This window comes from Bifidobacterium catenulatum DSM 16992 = JCM 1194 = LMG 11043, assembly GCF_001025195.1.
In the GTDB taxonomy this organism is placed as follows: Bacteria; Actinomycetota; Actinomycetes; order Actinomycetales; family Bifidobacteriaceae; genus Bifidobacterium; species Bifidobacterium catenulatum.
In genome coordinates this window covers 2048554-2066054 of the sequence record NZ_AP012325.1, presented here as the reverse complement: position 1 = coordinate 2066054, position 17501 = coordinate 2048554, and the positions used below count along the sequence as shown (strand labels likewise).

Annotated in this window: 10 protein-coding genes, 1 tRNA gene and 1 pseudogene; 2 read left to right on the top strand and 10 right to left on the bottom strand. The window is 56.9% G+C overall.

Translation table 11 applies throughout. The features are described 5' to 3' along the window. Window positions 1–13: 13 nt before the first annotated feature. The 3 genes from murJ to BBCT_RS08515 are packed head-to-tail and all read right to left on the bottom strand — an operon-like array spanning window position 14 to window position 4493. A complete protein-coding gene (murJ, locus tag BBCT_RS08525) occupies window positions 14–1729 on the bottom strand; it encodes a murein biosynthesis integral membrane protein MurJ (RefSeq protein WP_047750698.1) in 1716 nt (571 codons plus the stop codon). Continuing rightward, window positions 1726–3879, bottom strand: coding sequence for a DUF6049 family protein (locus BBCT_RS08520; RefSeq protein WP_003833497.1), 2154 nt, complete (start codon window positions 3877–3879; stop codon window positions 1726–1728). The genes murJ and BBCT_RS08520 overlap by 4 nt, the downstream gene beginning before the upstream one ends. Further along, the gene (locus tag BBCT_RS08515; protein ID WP_229027112.1) at window positions 3843–4493 is read right to left on the bottom strand and encodes an NUDIX hydrolase; all 651 of its coding nucleotides are present in this window, start codon (window positions 4491–4493) and stop codon (window positions 3843–3845) included. The genes BBCT_RS08520 and BBCT_RS08515 overlap by 37 nt, the downstream gene beginning before the upstream one ends. A gap of 86 nt (window positions 4494–4579) precedes the next feature. Between BBCT_RS08515 and BBCT_RS08510 the strand changes: the two genes are divergently transcribed. Further along, a complete protein-coding gene (locus tag BBCT_RS08510) occupies window positions 4580–6001 on the top strand; it encodes a CCA tRNA nucleotidyltransferase (RefSeq protein ID WP_033513152.1) in 1422 nt (473 codons plus the stop codon). 112 nt (window positions 6002–6113) lie between these two features. On the opposite strand, the gene BBCT_RS08505 is transcribed toward BBCT_RS08510, so the two are convergent. The 7 genes from BBCT_RS08505 to BBCT_RS08475 form a co-directional block, all read right to left on the bottom strand. Continuing rightward, on the bottom strand, window positions 6114–6737 hold the full coding sequence (locus BBCT_RS08505) for a LytR C-terminal domain-containing protein (protein WP_003833492.1): 624 nt from the start codon (window positions 6735–6737) through the stop codon (window positions 6114–6116). Window positions 6738–6780: 43 nt separating this feature from the next. Further along, complete coding sequence (locus BBCT_RS08500) at window positions 6781–7695, bottom strand: 4-(cytidine 5'-diphospho)-2-C-methyl-D-erythritol kinase (protein ID WP_003833491.1); 915 nt, start codon at window positions 7693–7695, stop codon at window positions 6781–6783. After that, window positions 7692–8621 (bottom strand): 16S rRNA (adenine(1518)-N(6)/adenine(1519)-N(6))-dimethyltransferase RsmA, encoded by a 930-nt coding sequence (gene rsmA / locus BBCT_RS08495; protein ID WP_003833489.1) that lies wholly within the window; start codon window positions 8619–8621, stop codon window positions 7692–7694. The genes BBCT_RS08500 and rsmA overlap by 4 nt, the downstream gene beginning before the upstream one ends. A gap of 74 nt (window positions 8622–8695) precedes the next feature. Then, complete coding sequence (locus BBCT_RS08490; protein WP_033513140.1) at window positions 8696–10201, bottom strand: aggregation-promoting factor C-terminal-like domain-containing protein; 1506 nt, start codon at window positions 10199–10201, stop codon at window positions 8696–8698. A gap of 275 nt (window positions 10202–10476) precedes the next feature. Then, a tRNA-Thr gene (locus tag BBCT_RS08485) sits at window positions 10477–10550 on the bottom strand. A 152-nt stretch (window positions 10551–10702) separates the two neighbouring features. Next, a complete protein-coding gene (locus tag BBCT_RS08480) occupies window positions 10703–11686 on the bottom strand; it encodes a DsbA family protein (RefSeq protein WP_033513141.1) in 984 nt (327 codons plus the stop codon). A gap of 160 nt (window positions 11687–11846) precedes the next feature. After that, window positions 11847–13916, bottom strand: coding sequence for a serine/threonine-protein kinase (locus tag BBCT_RS08475; protein WP_003833483.1), 2070 nt, complete (start codon window positions 13914–13916; stop codon window positions 11847–11849). A gap of 450 nt (window positions 13917–14366) precedes the next feature. On the opposite strand from BBCT_RS08475, the pseudogene BBCT_RS08470 reads away from it, so the two are divergent. Then, a pseudogene (locus BBCT_RS08470) lies at window positions 14367–17306 on the top strand (glycoside hydrolase family 3 N-terminal domain-containing protein). Window positions 17307–17501 lie beyond the last annotated feature (195 nt).

The following is a 17501-nucleotide window of genomic DNA, read 5'->3' as shown; positions in this document are numbered from 1 at the left end:
GTTCTGCCTATGGTCACTCGCCGTTTTCGGCGTCGCCCTGTTCCAGTCTATCGTTGGGGCTGGTCGGCTTGCGAAGTCCGGGAATACGTGAGGAAATCAGCGCGATCGTCTCGTTGAATTCCTCGGAACGCAGCAGCCGCAACGTGCCCACGTAAACGATGAAGGTCACTATGGCCAACAGTGAGGCGCACGTCACTGCCTGAATCCAGTTCATATGACCGTCCACCGCTCCGATTTGGGCGCCGACAAGCTGGTAGATGCTGTCACGTACCGTCATGCCGATGAACATGGTAGCTGCTGCCGCGCCAATCGATTTCAGATATGAGATGGCTATGTGCGGACCGTCGATATTGTTTTCGAATCGTTTGCGCAGCATGGCATACAGGATGGGGATCGGCAGTATGTAGCTTATGGCTCCTAGCATGCCGATCATTGTCGTCCATTCGGTAGGGGGGAGTAGTCTCGCGCCGATGATCACGCCTACCGCTTGAATGCCCATGGCAAACAGCATGAAAATGAACGGCGATTTGCCGTCTTCGAATGCATAGAACGTGCGCTGGATAATCAGATACGCGCTGGCGAACGGAAGTCCCACGCCAAGCGTGACTAACGGTCCCGCCATAAGAATCGCCTCTCTGACGTTCACAGACGGCAGCAACGCGAGAATGATCGGAACGGGCATCACTACGAAAGCGACCGAGAAATAGCACATGATCACGCCCATATTGCGCAGTGCCTGACTTAGATCGGCACGCGCTTCGGCGATATTATGGTCGGCGACCGCACGGGATATTTTCGGGAAAATCGCGGTTGCAAGCGAAACGGCAATCAGCGAATATGGCAGCATGTAAATCGTGTACGCGTTCTGGTACGAGGCATTGCCGGCCACGTCGAGCGGATTGATGCCGAACTGCTGCTGCGCGAGCATCGGCGCGTTGGTGGACGTGCGCGTGATTACGATATTGGCGAGCTGGTCGATTACGACAATGCCGACACTCCAAGCCGCGACCGGACCCATGGAACGCAAGCCGATGCCGCGAAGTCCGAATTGCGGACGGTATTTCAATCCGATTTTGGTCAGCGGAATGAATAATACCAACGCTTGGAATGCCACGCCCAACGTCCATGTTCCGGCCGTCAAAGCGATTTTGTCGGCGGTCCAAAAATCAAGCGGATGTTCCGTGGCGCGGCCGAACAATGCGATGAACGTGCCGAAACCGATGCAGCTGATGATGTTCGCGCCCACCGAACTCCACGCATACGCGGTGAAATGGTCTTTGGCCGCAAGAATCTGGCCGACCACCGTATACAGGCCATAGAAGAAAATCTGGGGCATGCACCACAGGGTGAAAGAGGTTGCCAACGCCATGGTTTCCGGGCTGCCGTTCACATACAGTCTAGTGAGCAGCGGCGTGCACAGCGCCATCAGAATCGCCACCGCCAACAACATGGTGATGGCGAGCGTGATGAGCTTGTTGAGCCTGGTTTCGGCGTCTTTCGCCTTCAACGTGCGCACGATCTGCGGTACGAGCACGGCGTTGAAGATACCGCCGGAAACCAGAGTGTAGATGACCTGCGGAATCATGGATCCGGCCTGGTAGGCGTTTGCCGCATAGCCGGTGGTGCCTAAAGCCCAGGCGAGCAGAATGGTGCGGATTTGCCCGGTCACGCGCGAGGCCGCAGTGCCGGAGGCCATGATCAGTGAATTACGGCCAACGGAAGAACTCATTCGTCGGGATCCTTCTTACGGTGGAATTGGCGCCACAGTCCCAAAGCTCCAAGCAGCACGGCGATGCCGATGATGATGAAGCCGCTTTTGTCGCTGATCTGCAATGCGCTGGTGATGTGGGTGGTTTGTGTCGCTCCGAATGTGATGCCCTGCCTGTCCTGCAGGCTGAGTGTGGCGTCCGCGGTGCCTGAGGTGGCCACGCGGATGGTGAATGCCACTTGGGCTTCGCCGTGCGCGGGCACTTCCACGGTGTCGAAACGCGAAGTGACGATCTGCATGGAGTTGGTCAACGATGAGACTTTTACCGTGACCGGATAGGGGTGGCTGTTGCTGATGGTAACGGGCATTTGCGCGGTTTCGCTGACCACGTTGACGTTTTCCGTCGGTGTGATGGCCACGCCGTTGATGAGCAGGGACGCCAGTTGCCCGGCTCCTTCCACCATGGTGCTTCCGGCTGGATTTTCGCCGCCTAGCGCGTGCAATGCCATGATGCCGTGCGCGTTGACGAGCTGTCTGCGCCACGCTTTGAGGCCTGCGGGGGCCTGCTTGGCGTCGTCGGTGAGGATGGACGCGTTAAATCGTTTGATGTCGCTTGCTGAGGCTGCCAGCGTACTGAGCGTCTGCCTGAGATTGGCTCGCGTCGCATCATTGATTCCGTCGGATTGCGGCACGATCGTGGCCGCATCGTCGCCGCTCAAAGTGGGGTCGGCGTTGCTTAATGTGTTCAGATCGGTGATGTTCAGCCATGGCGATTGTTCGACGTCCGTCATCAGCGCGTCCACGACGGCTGGGTCGGAATTGTCGTTCAGGCAGACCAGCAGGTTGCGTTCCGCATACGGCTGTTCCATCTGGTAGAACGCGCTTTGCGCGACGAATCGTGCGAGACGCCCGGCCGTTGTTCCCTCGCCATCCGCTTCGGCGTCGGAACTGGTCGCCTTGCCCTGTGCAAGGTTGGAAAGCACGCTTTGCGCGGTCAGTACGGTGACGTCACCCGTGTCGGTGGACACTATGGCCTTGCCTGTTTCCGCAGTGGCCGCATCGTCCGCTTCGAAATCATGCGTGGCGATGACGGTGTCGTACCCCTGCTGTTTGGCTTTCGTAAGCGCCTCGATCGTCCAATTGCCAGTGCCCTGCCATGCATACGTGGTCATACTCGCGTTCGGGTCACCCAACGCCGATTGATAGTTTTTCAAGGCCTGTTCGGCACTCCATTGCGAGGTACCGACGCCTGACGAATCATAGGTTTTACTGTCGTTCAGCGCGGAATAGGCGGTGATGTCGAACAGGGACGGTTGCGTGATGCCGTCGACTTGCGTCGGCATCGACATCGCCTTCAGATAGGTCGGATCGGCCACCACCTGCAGTTTGTCATGCTTGGTGAACGTCTCTTCCAGCGACTTGAGTCGTGCCTCGTCTTCTTTGCCGGGGACGGCGATTTTCGAAAGTTCCGCGGAGGTGACGCCACCTTTGTTGACGAGTTGTTCCAGCATGGTGTTGTCGGTGGTCCATCCTTGCGCTTCGAGCGGCTGCACGATGGTGATATTCATCGCGGGCGTGTCGGGGGTATTGAGTCCGGCTCCGGTTCGTGTTGCGAAAGTGTGTGCTTCGTCTTGCTGGACGCCGTCGGCCTCATAGTTGAGCGTGACGGGCTTGGGACCCCAGGAGTGGATGGATGCCAGTGCTTCTTGGCTTGATTCTGCGTCGATGCGCACGTTTGCTGAAGCTCCCGGCTGAAGCGCGGGAACCTCGCTTTGGCCCACGATATCGGGCGTTGGGATCTGCCCGATGCCTTCCGACCATTCCTGGATATCGTTGCGCGACACGAACGTGTAGAAGGCGTTCATGGCGAGGGTCAGCGTGCCCGATGGGATTTCCTGATCGGTGGTGTTAGTCACCGTTGCGCTCAGATGATAGCCGGAAGTGTCTGTCAGCACGGCTGTGGAAGAGTCGATCGACAGCATGGCTCCCGATTGTGTTTCCGGCGTTTCTTCGGCTTTGGCATGTGGCATAGGCGCGTATAACAACATCAACGCCATGGTCATGACCATGGCGAGGATTGCCGAAAGAGCACGTATGCCGTGCGGAACGTTCCGTTGTGCGGGTTGATTCACCTTCACGCCTGTCTGTTGAGTTTCCTTGCGTACAACCATGCTATCTTTCGTTCGTTCGGGTAGCTGAGAACGTCGTCCAAATCAGCAAAATCCACCCAAATCGCGTCTTCCGCCTCATGGTCCGGATCGCCTTCCACCGTCAGCTCGCCGCCGATCTGGCGCAATGCGAAATGATGCACCAGCTTGTGCACGCGCTGGCTGGTTCCCGTGAACCAGTAGTCGATGGTGGCGATGGAATCGACCACTTCACCCAAAATGCCGGTTTCCTCATGTACTTCGCGAACGGCGGTTTGCTGCGGTGTCTCACCTTTTTCGATATGGCCTTTCGGCAGGCACCATTCCAAATGCCCGCTGCGTGAATGACGTGCGATGATCGCCACACGGCCCTTGTCGTCGAATACGAGACCGCCTGCCGAATATTCGCGTACTACCGGCAGTTCCTGCGCGTCGAGCGAGGCGAATGTGGTCGGACCGTCTGTGGCGCGCCGCTGCGGCATCATTGCTGGGGTGGGTGCGCTGGGCGTGATGATGGTCTCTTGACGCAAGGAAACGGACTGCGATGTGTATAGCAGTTTGTCCGGTGCCATCGGATTTTGGGTATGGTCGTCCGCAGCATGGGCAAGCATGCGTGCAAGGTCTGCGGGCGTAATCATGATTCCAACCATACTCAATTCTGTGTGCAGGTGGGGTAACGGTATGCTGGTAGGGCAGAAAACTTGTGGTGCCGGAAAGGGATGGCGTGAACTTCGAAGTGTGGCCAGAGGCCATTGAATTAGGGCGTATGTTCGCCGAAGAAGGCTATGAATTGGCGTTGGTGGGAGGTCCCGTTCGGGACCTGCTGTTGCATCGCAAATCGCATGATTTGGATTTTTGCACATCGGCGCGTCCCGAGCAGTTTGAACATATTTTGCGCCGTTTCGGGCGTGATGGCTTTTGGGATATGGGGCGCAAATTCGGCACGTTGGGTGCGATGCGCCGTCGTGAGGATGGCACGGAAGTGCAGGTTGAGGTAACGACCTACCGTTCCGACACGTATGACCCCGACTCGCGCAAGCCGGAAGTCAATTATGGCGACACGCTGGAAGGCGATCTTTCCCGCCGTGATTTCACGGTGAACGCCATGGCGTTGCGCGTGCCCGAATTGGAATTCGTCGACCCGTTCGGCGGTGCGAACGATTTGGTCAAGGGCGTGTTGCGTACGCCGGTCGATCCTCGCCAGTCATTCGACGACGATCCGCTGCGTATGATGCGTGCCGTGCGTTTCGTAGCGCAACTGGGCTTCCGCATCGAACCGGAAACCGCCGAAGCGTTGACTGACATGGTCGATCGCATTGAAATCGTTTCCGCCGAGCGCGTACGCGACGAACTGGTCAAAATGCTGCTGTCCGATCGCCCGCGCGCAGGTATCGAAGCGTTGGTTGATTCCGGTCTTGCGGATATCGTCTTCCCGGAAATTCCGGCATTGCAGCTCGAAATTGACGAACATCATCGTCATAAGGACGTGTTCGAGCACACCATGATCGTCATTGATCGTGCTGTCGCTCTTGAAACCGGCCCGGACGGCCCTGTGCCAGCTCCGGATCTGACGTTGCGTTTGGCTGCGCTCATGCATGATATCGGCAAGCCGAAAACCCGTCGTTTCGAGGCGGGCGGCAAGGTGAGTTTCCATCATCATGATGCGGTCGGTGCGAAAATGACCCGCAAGCGTTTGAAAGCGCTGCATTTTGACCATCATATGGTCGAGGATGTCAGCGAGCTGGTCAATCTGCACTTGCGCTTCCATGGCTACGTGGAGGAGCCGTGGACGGATTCCGCGGTCCGTCGTTACGTCAAGGACGCGGGCCCGCTGTACGAGCGTCTGAACCGCCTTACGCGTGCCGATGCGACCACGCAGAACAAGCGCAAGGCCATGGTGTTTTCGTCGGCGATGGACGAGATGGAACAGCGCGTGCGCGATCTGAAGGAGAAGGAGGATTTCGACGCGATCCGCCCTGATCTGAACGGTGACGAAATCATGCAGCTACTCGGCATTGAACCGGGGCCGCTGGTTGGCAAGGCGTACAAGCACATGTTGGAATATCGTCTCGATAACGGCCCGGTCGAGCGTGATGTCGCTGTTGCCGAGTTGAATCGCTGGTACGAGGAGCAGCAGTCCGAATAATCTGCCTTCTGATCGTACGATTTCAATATTTTGACCGCACGATTCGCATTTTCGAATGAAAAACAGAATCGTGCGGTCAGTCTGCAAATCTGCAAATCCACAGACTCACAAATCAAACTGCGTCGTGTTCGGGAGCCTTCTGTACGTCGGTCATCTTGTCGACGGTAACGCATCCTTCGAAGCTTTCGATCTTCTTGCCGGCGGTCGGCACTTGCTTCTGATTCTGCAGATTGTCGAAGGTCGCGCCGACCACAACGTCGATTAGCATATCCTCACGATCGTCCATCACCATTTTCGCGTCGGTGAAGTTGCTGTTCACCGTGTACGCCTGATTAATGGCGTTCTTGCCGAAGATAATCATCGTGCGCTCCACCTTGGAACTGGTGTAGTTGCCGGCGGCCTGGGTGTTGAACTCGCGATTCTGCAGCGCGCTGCTGACGGCTTGTGCGAAGCCGGAGAATTCAGTGCCGTTGAGCACGCGCACGGTGATGTTGCGGTTCTCCACGTACTTGCCTTTGCTGCCGTCCTGTTCCTGAGCGGCACAAGGAGCCTGCTGGCCGTAATTCGGTTGTACCGCAGCCGATTTGACTTTGCCCAATCCTCCAACATGGAAGAAGAACAGCAAGGAAATTACCAATGCGACCGCCAAAATGGTGCCGATGATGGCGAACACCACCTTCTGACGGCTGCGAATGTACTGTTTGCGCGCGGCGCGCTCGTCGTTAGCCTGAGTCATGTACGAGTCCTTCTCCAAAAAACGGTTGATTTCAACCTTACTGTTACGCGATGATATGCACAATCGGATGGGCCGGCGCCTTGGAGGCGATGATACGGTCGACGCAACGGCTTTGCTGCCATGCCGACTGCACGGCGCGTGCGGCATCGTCGGTTGGTACGAATGCGATTACGGAAGGGCCGGATCCGGAGATGAACGCTTGCTTTGCGCCTGCCAGCAACGCTTCGTCGATTGCCTGCCCGCTGCGTGGGTGCAGCGAGATCGCCGCTTGTTGCAGATGATTGTTGTCCCCTGCGCCGGCGCCGATTTGGTCGAACATGGCATACACTTCCGGCGTGCGCAGTTCCGCCTGATACGCGCCGACCAGCAGACGGCCCGCAAAGCCCTGTTTCGTCAATTCGCGCACGTCGTTGCTGTGCTTGCTGAGCTGTTCGATCTGCTCGCCGAAGCCTGTGCCTCGCGCGTAGCCTCCGGTCAGGCAGAACGGCATATCCGCGCCCAATGTAGCGGCGACCTGTTGCAACCGTTCGATGGGCCAATCAAGATTCCATAGCGTGTTCAACGCCAGAATCGTGGCGGCCGCATCGGCGGAACCTCCCGCCATGCCTGCGCCGACGGGAATGCGTTTTTCGATGTTCAACGCCACGTCCGGTTCATGGCTGCTCGCTTCGGCCATGGCGAACAGGGCGAGCACTGCGTGGTTGCGTCGCATGTCGCTGCCGGATGAGGCCAGATCGCCAAGATATGCGCCATCAAGATTCAAGGAGAAACCGGCTCCGGGCTTTTTACGGCTGGCGGTGACGGTGTCGTATACGCCGACGGCGCAGTAAATGGTGTCCAGCTCGTGCCGGCCACCCCATTCGCTGCGTGGCGCCCCCACGTGCAAGGTCAGATTCGTTTTCGCAGGGCAGTCCACACTGACTTCATTGATTGCGTTGCCGTTGCCGTTGCCACTCATGCTTCCGGCACCTCGCCCATGGCGCGTGCCAGTGCCACGAATTCGTCGATGGTAAGCGTCTCGCCACGTCGCGTCGGATCGATGCCTGCCCGCTCAAACGCTTCGGAAGGTACGACTTTCTTCAACGCAGCATGCAGGGTTTTGCGTCGCTGCCCAAATGCGGCGTCGATGAGACGGAACACGGTTTCGCGGTCCACCACGGAACCGTCGGGATTGTTGGCGGAAGACGTGTGCCCGCCCTCGTATCGTTTGAACAGCACCAGCGCGGAATCCACATTCGGCGCCGGCCAGAACACATTGCGCCCGATAATGCCCACGCGTTCCGCGGTGCCGTACCATGCGAGCTTCACGCTTGGAGTGCCGTAGATCTTTGAACCGGGCTTTTCGCTCAGTCGGTCCGCGACTTCCTTCTGCACCATCACCAGAAAAGTTCCGAGATTGTCGAAACGTTCCAGCAGCGTCAGCAGAATCGGCGTGGCCACGTTGTATGGCAGATTTGCGACGAGAGTGAACGAATCGTCATTATTGAAATCAGGCAGATTTTCCGGCGTTACGGTCAGTGCATCACGGTTGACTACGCGGAAACGATCCACCGCGTCCGGCATGAATTCGGCGATGGTGCCGGGCAGTCGTTCCGCAACGGGCGGGTCGATCTCCACGGCGGTCATCGTCGCCCCAGTTTCCAAAATCGCCAATGTCAGCGAACCCAATCCAGGTCCGACTTCCAGCACATGATCGTCGGCGGTCACACCCGCCTCGCGCACGATACGACGAACCGTGCCCGGGTCGATTACGAAATTCTGCCCGAATTTTTTTGTCGGGCTGATACCGGCCTCGGCTGCGATACGGCGAATGTCAGCAGCCCCCAACAGGCGGCCTTGCATAGTTTCGTCGGTTTCGTTGGTTTCGTTCGCGTTTTCTGTCATTACCTCATTATCCGTTCAACTGGTATGAAAAAGTGTGTGTTGTTACGTTTGCGTATTGTTGCGATCGGCGTTGTTTAATACCATCCAACTTGTTCGGAATGTTCCCATGCTTTCGATGGGCTGCCGTAGCGTTGCGCGATGTAGCTTAGGCCCCAGTCGATCTGTACGGCCGCATCGTCACGCCAGTTTGCGCCGAATGCCGCCATTTTGCTGCCTGGAAGCGATTGCGGGATGCCGTAAGCTCCGGAAGATGCGTTTTCCGCATACCACAGCCAGCTCGATTCGCGGGTCCACAGTTTCACCAGATCGGTCCAGTTTTGTCCGGTCCAGCCATATTGCGCCGCGGCTCCGGCCGCGTAGACCTGTGCCTGCGCGGGGGAGGGGTGGTAGAGGCGGCATCCTGCTGAAGGATCGGAAGGTTGCGGTGTCGGGGTGGGCGTCGGTGTCGGATTCGGCGTAGGTGTCGGATTCGGCGTGGGGGTCGGGTCTGGAGTTGGTGTCGGATCCGGGTCCGTTTTTGATTCGGAATCGTCCTTCTTGCTGTCGTCTTTTTTGTTGTCGCTCGAATTGTCCGTATTATCGGAATTATTGTTCGAATCGTTTTTCTTGTCGGAATTATCGGAATTGCTGTTCTTATCCGAATTATCGTTTTTCCCGGTATTGTCGGAATTGCCAGTATCTCCGGAATTGCCGGATCCGCCATCTGACCCCGAATCGTCGGAAGATGCTGCCGGTCCTACTGCGATGATCCGGTCAAGGGCGATTTTCGTGGTCGTTTCGTTGGTCAGCGTCTCGCGTTCCTTCTCGCCATCCACATACGTAACGTCATACGTTTGCTGGATTTCACCTTCCTCACCTTCCTGCCTGACTACGACTTCGCCAGGCTGCAGGCTGGGGTCGATGATGGTTTGCGTGCCGAATGGCACCGCTTTCGTGCGTGTCTCCTCGCCGTGCGTCACGCGGCGGACGCGCAGGATCGTCTCGCCGTTGTCTTTTTCGACGCTGACGCGATCCTCCTTGTTCAGTGTGATGCCTTTGGAGTCAAGAATGGAGGCCGCCGGCAGTTTACCATTTGGTGCTTCGGAGCTTTGTCCGTCTGCGATGACAGTGACCGGCCCGTTTTGGTTGATGATCAGTCCGCCGGTGAGTTTGTTGTACACGTTGTCGATATTGACGGTGACTTTTGCCGCGTCTGCTTCGTTTTGTTCGAAAAAGCCGATTAGCTGTTCGGCGCTGGTCGCCACTGTCCAGAAGGGCACTTCCTGCCCGTTGATGGTGATGGTGGTCTGGTAGGCGCTTCGTACCGTAACCACGTCATGGTTGCTCAGCATGCTGGTGGGGCTGGTGGATTCCACAAGATCATGCGTTTTGACCTTCACGCCGCGTTCCTGCAGCAGACGGTCGACGCTCATTGCGTATGTGGTTACGGTGGTGGTTTCGCCATCGATGGTCAGAGCTACGGTTTTGCGCGCGCTTACGCCGAATGCGAGCGTCGAGGCGAGCGTCAATGAGACCACGCATGCCGTCACACGAACACGCCGAAGCGTCACAAATCTCCGGGGGGTCCACCTTCTCGTCATACGTCCTCTTTCCAGCGACTGTCTACATCGCCGTCATTGTAACGGTCAGATCGGGACGAATGGCATGGGATCCGCTGGTTTTATCTATACCGCCACATTTTCGAGGAAAAGGAATAAAGAAAAAGGGGGCAGGAGAGAAGGGGATGTCCTACCCCCTGTCCGGACAAGGCAGGTTGGGGGAAGCCTCGTCCGGTCGCCAGAAGCCATAAGTTGGGGGAAGGCTTCTGGATCACTTACCCATGGTAAGAGGTCAAAGCCCGTTGAAACGGGTTTCGAGCCTCCTGTCGGGATCGAACCGACGACCTGCCGCTTACAAGGCGGCCGCTCTGGCCATCTGAGCTAAGGAGGCTTGTGCCGCTTTCTAGCATAATGCATAAAAATGGCAACGATTGAATAGCATAACCAGCGTGCCCGATGCCGTCAACTTAGAACTGCGCTTTGGCTGGCACGCTGGCGAGTAGGGGGCATTATTTTTCGATTGTCAGGATTGAGTGGGGCTAATCACTCGCCAGTGGTGTTGGAGATCGGATCCTTGTCGGAGCCGATGGAGGGCATTACGCCTTCCTTTCCAATATCGTCTGACTTGATTCCGATGGCCTCCAGCAGGCCTTCCTCGATGGTCTCCTGCGCGGTGCTCAGCTGGTTCATATTCCAGAACTTGCCGTTTATGGTCACCGTTGGAGTGGTCATGCTGTCTTTGTAGGTTCCGGACGTGTTCCACAGTTCGGAACGCTTCGGCGTATAGGTGTCGACGGCGTCAAGCCAATCCTGGTAGTCGCGGCCGAACGCCTTGTCCGCAACATCCTCAGACACTCCCGAGGCGATCATCTGTTCCCTGATCTGATCATCGCTGACTGACTTGTAGTTCGAGCTTTCCTCAGGCTGGAAATCCTCGGCGTACATTTTTTCCATGAACGTGATCAGATGCGTCGGATTGCTGTCATGCTCGGCCAGGTAGATTGCGGCATTCGCGGCACGGCTTGAATATTCGTCGGTGGACCATTTGTCCATGAACGCCATGAAATGCAAATCAAGATTGATCTGCCCCGCATCGACCATCTTCTGCAGATCCGCATCAAGCTGACGATGCAGATTGCCACAACCCGGGCACAGGAAGTCCATGTAGATCGCGACCGTCGGAGCGCCGTCGACGGACTTGCCGTAACCATTCTTCGAAATCAGCAATCCGCCCTTGTCGTCGACGAGCTTTGGCGTGTTTTTGACCTTCTGCAGCTTGTCGTATGCCTCTTCCACGGTTTGGGTGGAAGCCTGGGTTTCGGCATTCTTGTGCATGTTGTGATACACGGTGAACGCGCCGATCGCCACCAGGATCACCAGCACGGCCACCACAATGGCGCCGATGATGGTCTGCTGCTTACGTTCCTTTTCCATCTGTTCGGCGCGGGCCTTCATGGCCGCGGCCTCAGCGGCCCTACGCTCGGCGCGGCTGGCGCGCTTCTGCGCATCCTTACTGTTCTGGGCCATCCACATTCCTTTCGATGTCTCATCGTTTGTTGCGCACCATAGTAGTGTGGGCGTGCTATCGCTGAATGAAGTATGTCGTAAAAGCTTACGTTGTCATACTACGTGCGATTGTCTGATGTTTTTCTGAGGATTGCAAACGTTTGCCGATTCTTGGTTTTCGCTACATTTCATACGATTCCGCGGGAGTGCTGGATTTCGGGCGGCCACGTAGCGTTCCAGCTCCCAATCGCAGCGCCAGAGCCCCCGGAGTGAGGGCGCATATCAGCCAACCGATGGCGCAACAGCCGGCTTGGACGACGCCGCTTTGCGAAACCGGTCCTTCAATCCAAGTCGGCAGTGGAATCGTGAATCCGAATATCGAGGTATCCACCATGGCGAACGGTAATTGCAGCGCGACTGTGGCGATCGCCAATCCCAATGTGGCGATCGCAGCCATGATCAATGCGCGTGGCACCGCATAGCCCAACCCTTTGAGCACATGCCAAGGCAGCGTGGCCGCGCGTGCGAGCCAGTCGGAGGCTTTTCGGTTGCCTCCACGGCGGCCTTCACGCTCCAGCTGCGCTTCCATATTGAATCCGATGGTGGCGAGCAGCCAAGCCAGTAGTGCACCCGCAGCCCAGGCCAGCCAAGGCGAGAACAAGCCGAACAGCGCCACAGGAATGGCCAGAAGCGCGCAGAGGAGCGTGCCTCGGCTCAACAGTTCGCCACGAAGCACGTCGGCCGGATTCGGCGGTTGCGGCGCATTCAGGTTGAGCGGGGCCGCTGGGGATGCCTGCGTAATCGGAGTGGCCGGCATAACTGGCATAGTGGACGTTGGTATGTCTTGCGCCTGCACGTTTTGCGCCTTTTCAACCGACGCATTCGGTATCACCGCCGGTGGTCGCTGGTTGGCAATGCGTTGCAACGCCGGTTTGATGGCCGGATCGATTTGTGTGGCTTCTTGAGTGGGATTCCACGCATCCTGCACCGGCATCACCCGCGTGGATTGCGGTGCGTCCTGTGGTGCATCTTGTGGCAGCACGCTGGTATCTCCGCTATCGACAGGCAGCATGACAGGCAGCACGCGCGTGCCGGTGCCAAGAGGAATCGTCGTGGTATGTGCGTTGATATCCATGACCGAGGTGCCGGCATCGGACGCATCGGCAATAACAGTATCGGTTATGTCAGCAATACCGGTTGTGCCGATGGTCTGTGTGGCCTCAACGAATTGCGGCAATGTGCGCGTCCCGATGGCGTCTTCGCCCGTTATATGATCCAGTGCCCGCCAAAGTTCTCGTGGATTGTCAGGCGATTCAGCAAAAGGGGGCATCGCCTCCGATATGCCGGCAGTGGAACCCGAATCCGAAGCGGTATCCGCAGCATCCCAAGCTTGCGGATTCAACGCATCCAACGCAATCGCCTGCAACAATTCGTCGGGCGTGCAACGTTTCGTACGATCCGGATTCAACGCTGAACGGAACGCGGCCATGGTTCCCGCCGGAAGCCCGACCAAATTCGCGCTTCCCGCAGCGGCACGCTCCAACACGGCCATCATCGGCTTCGTGCCGAACACCGGTTCGCCGGTAGCGGCAAACGCCAGCACGCTCGCTACCGACCACCAGTCACTCATCTCATCGGATTCCGCGCCATCAATGATTTCCGGTGCGATGAATCCCGGAGTGCCCATAACCAAACCCGTGCGCGTCACATGGCTTTCGCCCTCGCCCATGGCAATACCGAAATCCACCAACACCGGTCCGGTATTCGACACCATCACATTCGTCGGTTTGATATCGCGGTGCACAATACCGGCCGCATGCACGGCCTTCACCGCCTCGATCAGCTTGCGTCCCAACCGTTCCAGATCGTCGCCCACATACCGGCCGTTGGCTCGCACATCCTCACGCAGATTCTTGCCATCGATCAGCTCGGTTACGATAAAAGCCAGCGCATCATCCAATTCCATGTCCACAATGCCGCACACGCCGGGGTGACGCACTTTCTGCAGCGCCATCGCCTCCCTGCGCAGGCGCTCGCGTGCGGTCAGCTGATCGCGGGAACGTTCGCCGGATGCATCTTCCTCGGCAAGGGAATCGCGCAAGATCTTCATCGCATACTGGTGTCCGCCGTCATCGCGCACACGCCAGACCGATCCCATTGCCCCCGATCCAAGCCGTGAAATCAACGTATATCCGCCAACGAGGCTGCCCGCCTCCAGATTCAATGCGCTTAAGTCGCTCATGGCATCCATGGTACTTGCCTTGCGTGAGTTGCCGTTGGAACAGTTCGCCGCAGCGTGCCGAAATCATCATAAAAACCGCGATCGTGTATCCAAAGTTCGATTAAGAACTGAGATTTGCGCAATAGAGCAACGATATTCAGTAAAACAAGCAAGGATTTGCAACAATCTGCGGAGGAATGCATATTGTTGCATACGCAATCATGCAACAGAACTATATGTGCACGAACGGTAGTTTTGCATGCGCAAGTGGTATGCAGATTATGCACGCGAAACGACAGGCTGGGAAAAAATCAGCGCACTTTTCCGCGGATTTTGGTGAAATCGAGATATCGACATGAAGAAGTGTCTTCACTTCTGGAAATCATGCGACGCGGGGCAGCGTTACGCGATTTCTGGTTTCGATGAGGGAATCGGAGCCTGCATGTCGTTCGGTTATGAGAATCAAGGAGGAGGCAGACCATGCTGCAAATCAACATGGCTGACGTCATGAACGTTATCGGTTCGTTGACGCCGTACCTGATTGCGATTGGCGTGCTATTTGTGCTCGCGCTGATTGTCACTTTCGCCGTCAATAAGAAGACGGTGAAGGAAGTCGCGACCCGTAAGATCATCCACTCCGAGTCTTGGCTTGTGGCGCTGGTCGGTATTGTCGTCGCGGCTTCCATGATGCTGTCCGGTCCGATGGCGACGCTGCTCAACAACGCGACCCTCACGAAGTACATGCTGTCTGACGCTACTGTTTCCAAGGCTAATGAGCTGGCCAAGGAAGTGCAGTCGGAAGCTATCACCATGCTGAAGAATGATGATTCCAACCTGCCGCTGAGCAACAAGAAGGTCAACGTGTTCGGTTGGGGGCTCCACCAACCCGGTCTATGGAGGCACCGGCTCCGGCTCCATGTCTGACCAGTACGACACCGTTTCCCTGCTTGATGGCATGAAGGAAGCTGGTCTTGAAACCAACGCCGATCTGAGCAAGCTGTACACCGACTATCGTGCGGACCGTCCGGTTGTTGCTATGTGGTCCCAGGATTGGACCCTGCCTGAGGTTCCGGCCGGCCAATATTCCGATTCGCTGATTTCTGACGCCAAGAGCTTCTCCGATGAGGCTGTTGTGGTGATCACCCGTGTCGGTGGCGAAGGTGCTGATCTGCCGACCAACATGAAGGCCGAAACCATTACCTACAAGAACAACTCCAAGGATTATGATGACTTCCAGGATGGTGAGCACTTCCTGCAGCTGAGCAAGACTGAGCGCGACATGATTGACTTGGTCACCAAGAACTTCGACAAGGTCACGCTCGTCTATAACGGTGCAAATGCTTTCCAGTTCGACTTCCTGAGCAACTACCCGCAGATCAAGTCCGTGTTGTGGTGCCCGTCTGCAGGCCAGACCGGCTTCTCCGTACTCGGTGACGTGCTCGCTGGCGAAACCAACCCGTCCGGCAAGACTTCCGACGCGTTCGTTAAGGATCTGACCAAGACCCCAGTGTTCAACAACACTGATGGCGCTGCTGCTGCCAGCTCGTCTTCCGTTGGTGCCGATGGTGCATTCATCTACGATAACGTCGACGATCTGGCTGCTAAGTACACCGGCTTCACCGGTCAGGAAACTACCGTGCTTCCGTCCTTCGTTAACTATGTCGAAGGTATTTATGTGGGCTACAAGTTCTATGAGACTGCAGCCGATGAAGGTCTGATCAACTACGATGACACGGTCATCTATCCGTTCGGTTACGGCTTGTCTTACACCAGCTTTGAGCAGAAGATGGGTGACGTTTTCCACAAGGATGGCAAGGTCACGTTTGATGTGACCGTCACCAACACTGGCGACACCGCCGGCAAGGACGTTGTTGAGGTCTACTACAACCCGCCGTACACCGATGGCGGTATCGAGAAGGCCTCCAAGAACCTCGTCGCTTTCGAGAAGACCGGGAAGCTTGAGCCGGGCGCCTCTGAGACTGTGAAGATCGAGTTCGATGATGACGATATGGCTTCCTATGACAACAAGGATGCCAAGGCTTGGGTGCTGGAGAAGGGTGATTACGCCATCTCTATCCAGTCCGATTCTCACCATGTGATCGATTCCAAGAGGATCAACGTTGCTGACACCATCACCTACGACTCCGAGTCGAACACCCACAACGATGATCAGACCGTGGCTACCAACCAGTTCGACTATGCCGCTGGCGATGTGACCTATCTGTCCCGCGCCAATCACTTCGCGAACTACGCTGAAGCCACCGCAGCCCCGACCAACTTCTCCATGAGCGACGAAGTCAAGGCTGCTTTCACCAACAACGGCAACTATGATCCGACCAAGTATGACGATGATTCCGACGAAATGCCGACCACCGGTGCCAAGAATGGTCTCCGCTTGGCTGACATGTACGGCAAGGATTACGACGATGCTGATTGGGAGAAGCTGCTTGACCAGCTGACCTTCGATGATATGGACAACCTCATCGCCAACGGTGGCTACGGCACCCCGGCTGTCTCCTCCGTTGGCAAGATCCAGCTCACCGATGCTGACGGTCCGGCCTCGCTGAACAACAACTTCACCGGCGTTGGCTCCATCGGCTTCCCGGCTTCCACCGCATTCGCCTGCACTTGGAACAAGGATCTGGCCAAGCAGTTCGGCGAGATGATCGGCGACATGGCTCATGACATGCACGTTGCTGGTTGGTACGCTCCGGCTATGAACATCCACCGTGGCGCTTTCTCCGGCCGTACCTTCGAGTACTTCTCCGAGGACTCCCTGCTCTCTGGTGTTATGGCTTCCCACGAGATCGCCGGCGCTAAGGAGAAGGGCGTGTATTCCTTCATGAAGCACTTCGCTCTGAACGATCAGGAAACCAACCGTACCAACATGGTGTGCACCTGGGCGGACGAGCAGGCCATCCGCGAGATCTACCTCAAGCCGTTCGAGATGAGCGTGAAGGAAGGCGGCGCACAGGCCGTGATGAGCTCCTTCAACTACATCGGTTATATACCTATGCCGGTGCCTCCAACAACCTGCTGAACACCGTGCTCCGTGACGAGTGGGGCTTCAAGGGCTTCGTTCTGACCGATTACTTCGGCGGCTACGGCTACCAGAATGGTGATCAGGAGATCCGTAACGGCAACGATTCCATGCTGGCCACCACCAAGATCACCAACCACATTACCGACAAGTCCGCAACTTCCGTGAAGGCCATGCGTACCGCTGCTCACAACATTCTGTACACCGCCGCCAACAGCTGGCAGTATGCAGATGGTGAGCCGAAGGTCGATACCCCGATCTGGAAGACTGCCATGTACGTGGCTTGGGGCGTGACCGCTGTTCTGGTGATTGCACTTGAGGCTCTGGCTATCAAGCGCTACATGGATCGCAAGAAGGCCAAGGCTGAAATCTCCGCCTGATTTCGCTTTCTTCTAGTGGGTCAACATCAATAACTGAATAACAACTGAAATACAGCGAGGGCTGCCGACTTCCCCCAGTCGGCGGCCCTCGTTGTATTTCGACGTGTATTTCATTGTGTATGTCACCTCCAGTGCGGCCAGGTCTATTTCTGCCTTCGTAAAGCGGTGTTGGATTCTTCATGTGTTCCTTATGCG